Source organism: Pedobacter sp. GQ55 (genome assembly GCF_059758925.1).
The window spans coordinates 326,264-337,958 of the sequence record NZ_JCAXEI010000005.1 but is presented as its reverse complement, the minus strand read 5'-3'; the positions used below and the strand labels follow the sequence as shown (position 1 = coordinate 337,958).

The 11,695-nt window shown below is 38.2% G+C and carries 11 protein-coding genes; 6 read left to right on the top strand and 5 right to left on the bottom strand.

Annotated elements, in window-relative coordinates; translation table 11 throughout:
- The first annotated feature begins 6 nt into the window (after positions 1 to 6).
- From lptB to AC6CH7_RS15855, 3 genes are all read left to right on the top strand, one after another.
- The gene (gene lptB / locus AC6CH7_RS15865) at positions 7 to 741 is read left to right on the top strand and encodes an LPS export ABC transporter ATP-binding protein (RefSeq protein WP_172659337.1); all 735 of its coding nucleotides are present in this window, start codon (positions 7 to 9) and stop codon (positions 739 to 741) included.
- A gap of 20 nt (positions 742 to 761) precedes the next feature.
- Positions 762 to 2,273 carry a GH3 auxin-responsive promoter family protein gene (locus AC6CH7_RS15860; RefSeq protein ID WP_498263680.1) on the top strand — a complete coding sequence of 504 codons (1,512 nt, stop codon included), beginning with the start codon at positions 762 to 764 and terminating at the stop codon, positions 2,271 to 2,273.
- A gap of 72 nt (positions 2,274 to 2,345) precedes the next feature.
- Positions 2,346 to 2,774 (top strand): CBS domain-containing protein, encoded by a 429-nt coding sequence (locus AC6CH7_RS15855; RefSeq protein WP_498263679.1) that lies wholly within the window; start codon positions 2,346 to 2,348, stop codon positions 2,772 to 2,774.
- Positions 2,775 to 2,881: 107 nt separating this feature from the next.
- On the opposite strand, the gene AC6CH7_RS15850 is transcribed toward AC6CH7_RS15855, so the two are convergent.
- Both AC6CH7_RS15850 and AC6CH7_RS15845 read right to left on the bottom strand, forming a co-directional pair.
- The gene (locus AC6CH7_RS15850; RefSeq protein ID WP_498263678.1) at positions 2,882 to 4,921 is read right to left on the bottom strand and encodes a M13 family metallopeptidase; all 2,040 of its coding nucleotides are present in this window, start codon (positions 4,919 to 4,921) and stop codon (positions 2,882 to 2,884) included.
- Positions 4,922 to 5,052: 131 nt separating this feature from the next.
- A complete protein-coding gene (locus tag AC6CH7_RS15845; RefSeq protein WP_498263677.1) occupies positions 5,053 to 5,310 on the bottom strand; it encodes a hypothetical protein in 258 nt (85 codons plus the stop codon).
- 166 nt (positions 5,311 to 5,476) lie between these two features.
- On the opposite strand from AC6CH7_RS15845, the gene AC6CH7_RS15840 reads away from it, so the two are divergent.
- The 3 genes from AC6CH7_RS15840 (at position 5,477) to AC6CH7_RS15830 (ending at position 8,509) form a co-directional block, all read left to right on the top strand.
- Positions 5,477 to 6,598, top strand: a complete 1,122-nt coding sequence (locus AC6CH7_RS15840; protein WP_498263676.1) for a metallophosphoesterase family protein — start codon at positions 5,477 to 5,479, stop codon at positions 6,596 to 6,598.
- Positions 6,599 to 6,771: 173 nt separating this feature from the next.
- Complete coding sequence (locus AC6CH7_RS15835; RefSeq protein WP_498263675.1) at positions 6,772 to 7,650, top strand: sterol desaturase family protein; 879 nt, start codon at positions 6,772 to 6,774, stop codon at positions 7,648 to 7,650.
- Between the two features lies 1 nt (position 7,651).
- Positions 7,652 to 8,509 (top strand): alpha/beta fold hydrolase, encoded by an 858-nt coding sequence (locus AC6CH7_RS15830; protein WP_498263674.1) that lies wholly within the window; start codon positions 7,652 to 7,654, stop codon positions 8,507 to 8,509.
- On the opposite strand, the gene AC6CH7_RS15825 is transcribed toward AC6CH7_RS15830, so the two are convergent.
- The 3 genes from AC6CH7_RS15825 to AC6CH7_RS15815 form a co-directional block, all read right to left on the bottom strand.
- A complete protein-coding gene (locus AC6CH7_RS15825; protein WP_498263673.1) occupies positions 8,493 to 9,029 on the bottom strand; it encodes an NADPH-dependent FMN reductase in 537 nt (178 codons plus the stop codon). The genes AC6CH7_RS15830 and AC6CH7_RS15825 overlap by 17 nt on opposite strands.
- Positions 9,030 to 9,038: 9 nt before the next feature.
- Entirely contained in the window at positions 9,039 to 9,929 is an 891-nt protein-coding gene (locus AC6CH7_RS15820; RefSeq protein ID WP_498263672.1) for a pirin family protein, read from the bottom strand.
- Positions 9,930 to 10,095: 166 nt separating this feature from the next.
- A complete protein-coding gene (locus AC6CH7_RS15815) occupies positions 10,096 to 11,694 on the bottom strand; it encodes a SusD/RagB family nutrient-binding outer membrane lipoprotein (RefSeq protein ID WP_498263671.1) in 1,599 nt (532 codons plus the stop codon).
- Between the last annotated feature and the right edge of the window lies 1 nt (position 11,695).

The window sequence follows — 11,695 nt, the reverse complement described above, 5'->3', positions numbered from 1 at the left end:
AATTAGATGATATTAAGAGCTGAAAATCTGATAAAAAAATATAAGCAACGAACTGTTGTTAATGACGTTTCATTTAGTGTTAGTCAGGGTGAAATTGTTGGTTTATTAGGCCCAAATGGAGCTGGGAAAACCACTTCTTTTTACATGATTGTAGGTCTGATTAAACCAAATGAGGGTACAATATATTTAGATGAGGAGGACATCACTACCGACCCAATGTACCGAAGGGCACAGAAAGGTATTGGATACTTAGCTCAGGAAGCTTCAGTTTTCAGAAAACTTTCAGTGGAAGATAATATCATGGCTATTTTAGAAATGACTAAAATGAGCAAAGAAGAACGCCATGAACAACTGGAAGAACTGATTACCGAATTTAGCTTGCACAAGGTACGCAAGAACCGTGGCGACCTGCTTTCAGGAGGAGAACGCAGAAGAACCGAAATTGCCAGAGCGCTTGCTGCTAGTCCAAATTTCATTTTATTGGACGAGCCCTTTGCAGGAGTAGACCCTATTGCTGTTGAAGAAATTCAGACCATCGTAGCCAAACTAAAACAAAAAAACATAGGTATTCTGATTACCGACCACAACGTACAAGAAACTTTATCGATCACCGACAGAGCTTATTTACTATTTGAGGGTAAAATCCTTGAATCAGGCACTCCGGAAGTACTTGCTGCCAATGAAATGGTAAGACGAGTTTACTTAGGCTCTAATTTCGTATTACGAAGTAAAAACTTATAATTCACTACTTAAACAAAAGCATGGCAATTGTAAATTCAATTTTTACCTGGTATATGAAAAAGCGCGTTCACCAGATTGAGCTTTTTATGAAGTACCCACATGATGTACAGGAAGAATGGTTTCAAAAACTAATTTCCAGTGCTGAGGATACTGAATGGGGAGAAAAATATGATTACCGTACTATTGAGACCCCTAAGCAATTTAAAGAACGTGTTCCCTTACAGAATTATGATACGCTAAAACCATATATAGAAAGGATGCTAAAAGGAGAACAAAACATTCTCTGGCCGTCTGAAATTAAATGGTTTGCCAAATCATCTGGAACAACAAGCGACAGGAGTAAGTTTATTCCTGTATCTGAGGAATCTTTACAGGAATGTCATTTTAAAGGTGGGAAGGACATGTTGTCGATTTTCTGCAACAACAGACCTGACAATGAGATTTTTACAGGAAAAGGATTGGTCCTTGGTGGTAGCCACCAAATCAACCAGCTCAATGAAGATTCTTTTTATGGGGACCTTTCGGCAGTCCTGATTAAAAACCTACCGATGTGGGCAGAATATTACCGCACACCGAATATCTCCATTGCATTGATGGAGAACTATGAGGAGAAGATGGAAAAAATGGCAGAAGCCACCATCAAAGAGAATGTGACCAATATTGCAGGAGTGCCCACATGGACAATAGTATTGGCTAAAAAAGTACTGGAAATAACCGGCAAAGCCAATTTATTGGAGGTATGGCCAAATCTAGAACTCTATATTCACGGAGCAGTAAATTTTAAGCCTTACAGAGAACAGTTTAAAGAATTGATTCCTTGTAATCACATGTATTACCTGGAAACCTATAATGCTTCCGAAGGTTTTTTTGGCATTCAGGACGAAGTAGATTCTGATGAACTTTTACTGATGCTTGATTACGGTATTTACTACGAATTTTTGCCGTTTGAAAAACTTGATGATGAAAACCCTGACACGTTAACTCTTGAACAGGTAGAACTCAATAAAAACTACGCCATTATTATTTCTACAAACGGTGGTCTTTGGCGATACATGATCGGAGATACTGTTCAATTCACGAGCTTATCTCCTTACCGAATAAAAATAACCGGCAGGACAAAACACTTCATAAATGCTTTTGGAGAAGAAGTTATTATAGACAATGCCGAACAAGCGATTTGTAAAGCCTGCGATGCAACAGGCGCCGTTTTTAAAGATTACACCGCTTGTCCTATTTACTTTAAAGGCGAAGAAGTTGGGGGTCATGAATGGATCATCGAATTTGATCATCAACCAAACGATTTTGAACGTTTCGTAGATGTACTGGACCAGACTTTAAGAGAGGTGAATTCTGATTATGATGCCAAAAGATTTAAAGATATGGCACTACGTCGTCCTAAAGTACACAATGCGCCCAATAATACTTTTTATAACTGGCTAAAATCAAAAGGTAAACTTGGAGGACAACATAAGGTTCCCAGATTGGCAAATGACAGGAAATATGTAGAGGAAATATTGCCTCTAATGAAATAATATTTTTTTGTACAAGATAATGGTGATTTAATTTTTTTTAGTTAAATTTAAATAGCTAATTCTTAATCGCTTATGAAAACAGTACAACAAATACTTAATACTAAACCTGTACAGATTTTCTCAGTTACAGAAAACTCATCTGTTTTAGAGGCGCTTCAGTTGATGATGGAAAAGAATGTAAGTGCATTGCTTATTCTTGAAGATCATAAGCTACAGGGTATATTTACAGAAAGAGATTATGCTCGGAAGATCATATTGTATGGGAAATCGTCGGCCGGCACTCCGATAAAAGAGGTAATGACGCCCGATCCAATCACGATCGTGCCGACGGACAGTATAGACCTCTGCATGCAAATCATGACGGACAAACATATCAGACATTTACCGGTAATGCAGGACAATCAATTACTTGGAATGGTTTCAATAGGTGATGTGGTTAAATTCATCATTGCAGATCAGAAACAAACCATATCTCAGCTAGAAAGCTATATCAGTAGTTAAAGAACTTTATCAATCTAATATTAACTGTAATCTCAATTAAAATTGAAAAACTCGTATCATGATTAATGATACGAGTTTTTCTTTTATGCAGAGTCTTTCCTAATGCTCTACCAGATTTTAACTCTTTTCTCTGGTGCCAGGTATAAAGAATCTGTTGGTTTTACATTAAACGCAGTATAAAACTCCGGTATGTTCCTAACTACACCATTAACCCTAAACTTAGCTGGGGAATGGGGGTCCGTGCCTACTTGATTTCTTAAAGCTTCATCAGTAGATTTATTTAACCATACCTGAGCCCATCCAAGGAATACTCTTTGCTCGCCGGTAAATCCATCCATAACCGGTGCTTGTTTACCATTTAAGCTTGCATTATAGGCCTTAAGCGCAATGCTTAATCCTCCAAGATCTCCTATATTTTCGCCAAGTGTAAAATCTCCATTTACATTCAGATCAGGAAAAACCTTAAACCCACTGTACTGCGCTTTCAAAGCACTTGTTCTCTTTTTAAACTCACTTTGGTCCTTAGCTGTCCACCAGTTACGCATTGCACCTGTGCCATCAAATGTACTCCCCTGATCGTCGAAACCATGGCCTATTTCATGACCAATCACCGCACCAATACCTCCATAATTTACGGCGTCATCTGCGGTCATGTCAAAAAATGGCGGCTGAAGGATTGCGGCAGGAAAAACAATCTCATTCATACTAGGATTATAGTATGCATTAACGGTTTGCGGTGTCATCCCCCATTCCGTACGATCAACAGGTTTACCTAGTTTATTAAAAGTGCGATTGTACTCGAACGCTGTGGCTCGTTTTTCATTACCAAACAAATCGTTCTTTGCAATTTTGAGTTTACCATAATCTCTCCATTTATCAGGATATCCAATTTTTGGAGTGAACTTACTTATTTTTTCAAGTGCTTGTTTTTTAGTTTCCGCACCCATCCAATCAAGTTCTTTAATACTCGTCTCATAAGCTTTCAATAGGTTGCCAACAAGTTTAAGCATGCGTTCCTTTGCTGCAGGCGGGAAATGCTTTTCAACATATAGTTTGCCAACTACCTCGCCAAGGTTTCCATTAACTACATCGACAGCTCTGCGCCATTGAGGCTTCTGCTCTTTAACACCATATAAGGTCTTAGCATAGAAATTGAAATTCTCCTGATCAAGTGCAGCGTTCAAAGCAGTTGCAGCGCTTGTAACAGCACTCCATTTTAGATAATTTTTCCAGGTATCAAGCGGAGTATTTTTTAAAATGGCATTTAGATCTTTCGTATATGCTACCTGGGTAATAATTAATGTGTCATGGTTCTTAACTCCTGCCTCTGCAAGCAAAGTGTTCCAATCAAAATTCGGCGTTACTGAGCTCAGGTTCTTAATCGGAAAACTATTATAAAGGCCAGCCATATTTCTGGTTTCTTCCTTCTTCATTTGCTTTGAGGCTATCAGCGTTTCCAGCGCCATTATCTGAGCAGATTTAGCTTTTGCATCAGGAATTCCGGCAAGAGTTAACATCTTTTCAATATGTGCCACGTATTTAGTACGGATATCCACAGATTTCGCATCCTTTAACGAATAATACTCACGATCTGGTAAACCTAGACCACCTTGCCAGGTATACAGCATATACTTTCTTGGGTCTTTCAAATCCTCACCAACACTTAGATTGAAAGGGATCATATTCCCTATCTTATTGGCATAAGCAAAATAGGAAGCCAAATCTTTTCCTGAAGCGATAGCGTCTATCTTTTTGAACTCAGCATTTAAAGGCGCAAGTCCAATAGAATCACGAACCTTCATATTCATATAAGATTCATAAAAATCACCTATTTTCTGTTCGTCAGAGCCCTCCGCAGGATTGCCTTTAGCAGCATTCTCTATTATTGCTTTAACATCTTCCTGCGCTTTATCATTCACCATAGACCCAACACCATATGAGGCCTTATCAGAAGGGATCTTTGTATTCTTCATCCAGGTGCCGTTCACATAGGCCGTAAAATTATTCCCCGGTGCCACGGTAGTATCCATATTTTTAAGGATGAGGCCTGAATGCAGTTCTTGCTTTGGTTCCGAATTGTTGCAGGATGTCATCAGCAGTAAAGAGCAGGCCGCAAAAGGGATGCTGAAAGATTTTTTTATTTTCATTTATTTAAAAATTTATGAATAAGAAATAAGTGTTAAACCAAATTTAACAAAAGATTACTACCTAACTTCTATATAATCCATAATATCTTAGTTACTTTATCGCAACAAAAATTTCTCCGCATACTTCAAAATCAGGTACTCCACTTAAATTCATTTACCAATTGCTTTAAATCTGCATCGGTTATCTGAGAGGGATTTGAAAATTGCTTTTCAAGTAGATGTTGAGGAACATTCAATGACCCATTGTTTGTTCGGATAATTACACCGGCATCTGTGTATTTATGGGCGTAAAAATCGCCGATCATTGGATCTAACTCTGTGAGTCTGATCAGTAATTCGTAAAGTACGTATAGAGGTGTCGTCACTGCGCAAATATAAATTAACTGCATTTTAATATGCAATTATCATTATGTTAACATAATCAAAACCCTTAACAATAGATTTATCACAATTGTTCCCGATAAGGCTATATTACCATTTTTGATAATAATCAATTTTTAATGCTGACTTAATATTAGCCTCCTAATTTTATAGTAATCACCAAACGTTAAGATTATGATCAGCACAAAGATTCTGTACAATGCTGTTTTTAAAACAGATCAGGTAGATGACCTTGATAAATTTCAACCTTTGCCTGAACCTACCGGTAGTTACCCATACCGATTAAATCTTGGAAATCGCTTAAACGAAACAGCACCAGGAAAAATGGTTTTTCATATGGTTGGTGATACCGGCGGATTGAAATCTGTTGATGCTCAGAAACAGGTGGCTGGAAAAATGGCAGAGCAATACCTGTGTGCAACAAGCGAACACGACAGACCGGCATTCCTATACCACCTTGGAGATATTGTTTATCATTATGGCGAGGCAGAGCAATATGATGAGCAGTTTTTAAAACCCTTCGAAACCTACCCTGGTCCTATTTATGCCATCGCTGGGAATCATGATACAGATATAAATCCAGACTGCGATTTACATTACGAAAGTCTTGAAGCGTTTTATGCTGCTTTTTGCAATACTTGTCCTAAAACAATTTATTTTGGTACCGACAGCAATAGAAAAAGCCAAGTTCAACCGCATGTATTCTGGACAATGGAATCTCCTCTGGCAACAATAATTGGCCTTCATACAAATGTTCCTAAATACGGCCACATTACGAAGGAACAAAAAAACTGGTTTGTTAAAGAGCTACAAGATGCCGCCACTCTTCGGTCCGATAAGGCTATAATTGTTTGTATGCACCATGCGCCATATTCTGCAGATACAAATCATGGGTCGAGCAAATCAATGATAGAATTTCTGGAAACCGCTTTTAAAGATGCTGGTGTAAAACCAGATATTATTTTTAGCGGACATGTGCACAATTACCAACGCTTTAGTAAACAATATGAAGATGGAAAAACACTACCATTTATTGTTGCAGGAGCCGGTGGTTTTGACGAATTACACCAACTTGCAGATCCTTACGACAGCAATTACTGCGCTAAAAGCGATTTATTCAATAAGGTTCAGCTTGATAGCTATTGCGACAACAGACACGGCTTTTTAAAAGTCAGTATCGAAAAAACACCTTTTAGTTTCACTATCCAAGGTGAATACTATACTGTTCCAAGTTTAAATACTGATGAAGAAGCCACTTTATTTGATAGATTTTCAATCGATCTGACCGGAAGATAATAAAAGTCAGACTTTTAGGGTAAAAGTATTGATTATGACACTCTAAGGACAGCTATTTCTATAAAAATCAGGAATTTTGATTTGTTTAAATCATTACTGCTTAAACGGTGTTTATGCTTATAGTATTGAGCTTTAAGCATTATTAATCCGTAAATTTATAGAAAGCCCTCAAAATGACAGATTTGGATAAAAGTATAACGGTTGGAACCCTATTTGGCTTCGTTATATTACTTACCTTGTTTGAAATGTACTTTAGTTACGTCCATGATAAAAAACACTATCAGAAACGTGACACACTTACTAATGTTTATCTGATGGCCAGCGCCTTTGTAGTCAATATCCTTACAAAGGCAGGTACCTTTATGTTACTTCAATACTTCTATCTTCATTATCGTTTGTTCCAAATTTCAAATGTGGTGATTTACTGGATCGTACTAATTCTTGCTCAAGACTTTTTATACTGGCTTTTACATTACACCGGCCATTATGTTCGGTTCTTTTGGGCCATGCATGTTACCCATCACTCTTCCGAGCATTTTAACCTTACCACAGGCTTCAGGTCTACGGTATTTGAACCCCTATACAGGGTATTCTTCTATTTGCCTTTGGCAGTAATGGGATTTAACGCAGTTGACATTCTTTTTGCCTACCTGGTTACTCAAATCTATGGCAATATTGTACATACTAAATCGATTGGAAAATTACATCCAATAATAGAATTCCTTTTTGTTACACCTTCACATCACCGTGTTCATCATGCAAGTAATATACGTTACCTCGATAAGAATATGGGTATGGTTTTAATCCTGTGGGATCGGATATTCGGGACATTCCAGGCAGAGATACCAGAGGAAGAAATAAAGTATGGATTAACAAAGCAGCCAGAAGACTCTGGTCCCGTAAATATAATTTTTCATGAATTTATTGCGCTGTATGCGGATGTTAAAAAAGCACCTACATTTAGCGATAAATTAAAGTACATTTTTTACCCCCCAGGATGGAGCCACGATGGCAGTACACAAACGGCAAGGGTAATGCAACGGGAATTATAAAGTGAAAAAACTAAAACAAATCATCGAAGATATAAAAGTTCAGGGCCACAATCCTGAGCTTTTGCAAGCAACGCTCTGGAAATTTATTTGTTACTCCCCAAAAATGCCAAGTCGTTTACATCAGCAAGATCTTTTAAATGCTGCTAAAACCTCTACCTTAAAAGTGTATGATCAATATTTTAGCAAATCTGATTTGAACTTTAATTGTTTCAGATGGGGCAATGGTTCTATAAAGGTTTTGCTTACACACGGATGGGGCTCTAAGGCAATCGATTTTAGCGAGTTGATCGATGTTTTATTGCTTAACAAAGATATTGAGATATGGGCCTTCGATGCACCAGGGAATGGGAGCTCTGAAGGTGAACTGAGCAACCTGATCCTTTTTGCAGAGGCCATTAAAGAATTCCAAAAAACTTATGGGGCTCCCGATGTAATGATAGGCCATTCACTAGGTGGTATGGCCAATACGTTGGTTCTACAGGAAACATCGCAATTCCCTAAACTCCTGATCAGCATTGCACCCCTGGTTAATCTAACAGAGAACTTCAAATCGTCTATGACAGCTGTAAGCATCCCTGAAAATGTACAACAACGTTTTTTTAGTGAATTCGAAGCGCTTTACCAAATGAGTACCAATCGCTTTTTATTAAACGACATGTACACTTTTTCTGACGAGATAAAACACCTGCTCATCTATGAAGTTAACGACTATATTTCTCCTGCAGGTTTTATTGAAACATTCCTAGAACAGTACCCAACAATAAATGCTTCCAGGTATGATGATACCACTCATGCTAAAATAATTATTGACCCGAGGGTAATCATAGAAATAGATACTATAATTAAAGAGACATTCTAGCTTTTACCTCATTAATTTTGGAAAGGTGTGCTTCAAGAAGTTCTGAATTTGAGATGCCTGTTTCCTGGTCAAAGTTTTGATGAAAGGAAGGAAGCGAAAAGGTTGTCAATACTTCTGCACCTAACTTTGGAAGCCTGATTATTGCCGCGTTCATGACATTACCACCTCCAAATCCACCAGGGGAAGTACTCATTAGCAACATGGGCTTGCTTTGGAAAAACTTGCTGTTGGTACGGGAACACCAATCCATCACATTCTTAAAGGCCGCACTGTAGCTTCCGTTGTGCTCCGCCAGCGAAAGGATAATAAGATCAGTCTCCGATATATGGTCTATTAGCTTGTAGGCCTTTTCCGGATACCCATCGTTTGCCTCTCTATCTACAGAGAATAATGGCATCTCGAAATCATTTAAATCTAACAGTGTGACATCATGATCTTTAAAAAAAGAAATGGTGTGGATAACCAATTTCCGATTAATTGAATGGCGACTGGTGCTTCCTGCGAAGGCTAAAATCTTCATTTGATATAGTTAGTTTTTAATATTTCTAATTTGTTCCGGCAGGGGAACAAAATCAATTTCGCCTGGTACCGGGGCAAAAGATTGTGAAAGCCATTTTGCCTTTGCTTCCTCAATCCTTTCGCGGGTAGAAGCTACAAAATTCCAATAAATAAAACGTTCCTCAGCAAAAGGTTCTCCGCCAAATATGTATACGGTTGAATTTTCCTGCATTACAAATTCGCACAGCTTACTGTCTTTGGCGACCAGGAGTTGCTTAGGCCCAAAGGTATGTCCTTCACTTTCAACCCCACCCTCAAGAATATATAGGGCACTTTCACCGAACAAATCTTTACCTATTTTAACGGTTTGACTTTTGGTAGTTTTTAGCTCCAGAAAATAAAGCGGACTGTATACCGGTACCGGTGAGAAGTGTCCAAATACATCACCGGCAATAAGTTTAAAATCAATTCCATTTTCTGTCCAGCGTGGAATTTCATCTTCATTAAAATGGAAAAACTCTGGTTCCATTTCCTCAAGGGCTTTTGGCAAAGCAACCCATATCTGAAGCCCGTGGAGCATTTTATTAGAAGTCCTTAAATAGACTGGCGTTCTTTCTGAATGGACAATCCCGCTTCCTGCAGTCATCCAGTTTACCTGACCTGGTTGAATTTCAGTCTCATTGCCTAAACTATCTTTATGCATTATGGCCCCTTCAAAAAGATAAGTTAAGGTAGAAAGTCCAATATGTGGATGAGGTGGTACATCGAAATTTTCATGATCACTTAAACTTGTGGGGCCCATGTGATCTACAAAGGCAAATGGCCCAACCATTCTTTTTTCACGGAAGGGCAAAAGTCTGCCGACCATAAAATTGCCAATGTTACTTGGTCTTTCTTCGATAATCAAGTTAATATTTGACATGCCATTTAAATGATTTTAACTGTTCAGATTAAACAGATAGATTTGACGTAATGTACTGTGAATTTACGTGAATTAGCTTACTATTACAAGATTTTTCGATAAATTCAGAAGGCCCAACAGTAAAATTGAAGGGCCTTCTGATTGTTAATAAATAGTTTTTAAGGAGTTACTGCTTATCCCACCATACTCTACCAGATAATTTATCGCCACCCGGCACTGCAGCAGATGCTTCTTTATAATTGGCAGCATTTTTCGCCCCCTCTTCTACAGGGTATGGGAAACGACGAGGAATGGTACCGTTAGTTGCATTTCCAGGGTATACAACCGGTGTTAATGCAGGAAATCCACTTCTACGCCAGTTAGACCAGGTTTCATAAAAATCAAGCATGGTATTAGTATGAGCCCAGTATTGGTTGTTAATCATTTCTAAACCATTTGCCGCACTGTAAGGATGTGCATTCGCGTAATTCACAGCAATACCTTCTGAAATTGCCAGCGATGCATCATATTGTCCAAGAAAAGTAATTGCAGCTGCAACACCATTCTTATAATGATCAGCCGCAACACCTCCTATTCCCCATCTTTGTGCTGCCTCTGCAAGCAATAATTCACTTTCTGCATAAGTAAGAATAAATGTTACCCCGTTTTGCTTTATCATTGCCGGATTTGGAGATGAATAGTCAGAGAAACTGGTAAATGATGGATCCTGCCTAACGTCTCTACCAGCTAGTCCACTTAAATCCTTACCATTTGGCATTCCTTTTTGAGCCGCGGCAGCTGTAACATAAAGTGGATTTTGCGCTTTGCCACTCTCTGTTAAATACAACTGTGTTACAGCAACTTTCTCCAGGCGAGGGTCATTATTATTTTTTAAAAAGTCTATAAAGGTTTTCGACCATTTAACATAATAATTTTCCTGTCCGCCATCACCTAGCAATACCTGGCTGTTTCTGTTTTGAGTTACCCTTGATCCAGCTGCATCATGAGCCAGAAATGCATTATCTTTATTATCATTCATTGTTTTACCAACAACTTTTTGAACATATGTTTTTGCAGTGGCTTCATCAATCTTAGTTAACCTCATCGCTAACCGCAGCATTAAAGTATTGGCAAACCGTTTCCATTGAGCAATGTTCCCTTTGTAAATAACATCGCCCGTTACTGCATCTCCAGTCTCATTCAAAGCAATCGAAGCTTCCTCAACCTCTTTTAACAAATCCATATAAATAGCTTGTTGCTTATCATATTTAGGCGTAAAATTACCAGTGTACACTCCCAATCCAGCTTCTGAATAAGGAACGTCTCCATACAAATCAGTAAGTCGCTCAAAAATCAGTGCTTTCCAGATGCGTGCTACCTGATACACATTATTTAACTTTGGTTTACCTTTTGAGTACTCCACAACATCAACAATTGGTCGTACTTGCTCTATATAAGCACCTACACTACCATTCCCCCAATATGCAGCCGTATAGCCTTCATTCAAAAGATACTTATCGCCCGCCCAATAACTAATTACTGTCGAAAAACCTTGCATCATTGTGGCAGAGTAAATCAAATTTCCGCGCCAGGTATCATATGCAAAATCTATACTTCCTGTATAAGTAAGTTGTGCTGAGGTTAATGTATAATTTGGATCAAAACTATTCGGCCCATAGGCAACTGGATTGGTATTGATATCCTTAAAATCTTTTGTACAACTTGTACTTACTAGTACAGTAACAAGTAATACCAGGCTATATTTGTTTAATATATTCGTTTTCATT

Bases quoted from the DNA above. Each gene is read 5' to 3' on its own strand.
- AC6CH7_RS15825 (WP_498263673.1), bottom strand. From the start codon at position 9,029: ATGAAGATTTTAGCCTTCGCAGGAAGCACCAGTCGCCATTCAATTAAT.
- AC6CH7_RS15815 (WP_498263671.1), bottom strand. From the start codon at position 11,694: ATGAAAACGAATATATTAAACAAATATAGCCTGGTATTACTTGTTACT.
- lptB (WP_172659337.1), top strand. From the start codon at position 7: ATGATATTAAGAGCTGAAAATCTGATAAAAAAATATAAGCAACGAACT.
- AC6CH7_RS15820 (WP_498263672.1), bottom strand. From the start codon at position 9,929: ATGTCAAATATTAACTTGATTATCGAAGAAAGACCAAGTAACATTGGC.
- AC6CH7_RS15845 (WP_498263677.1), bottom strand. From the start codon at position 5,310: ATGCAGTTAATTTATATTTGCGCAGTGACGACACCTCTATACGTACTT.
- AC6CH7_RS15850 (WP_498263678.1), bottom strand. From the start codon at position 4,921: ATGAAAATAAAAAAATCTTTCAGCATCCCTTTTGCGGCCTGCTCTTTA.
- AC6CH7_RS15840 (WP_498263676.1), top strand. From the start codon at position 5,477: ATGATCAGCACAAAGATTCTGTACAATGCTGTTTTTAAAACAGATCAG.
- AC6CH7_RS15860 (WP_498263680.1), top strand. From the start codon at position 762: ATGGCAATTGTAAATTCAATTTTTACCTGGTATATGAAAAAGCGCGTT.
- AC6CH7_RS15835 (WP_498263675.1), top strand. From the start codon at position 6,772: ATGACAGATTTGGATAAAAGTATAACGGTTGGAACCCTATTTGGCTTC.
- AC6CH7_RS15855 (WP_498263679.1), top strand. From the start codon at position 2,346: ATGAAAACAGTACAACAAATACTTAATACTAAACCTGTACAGATTTTC.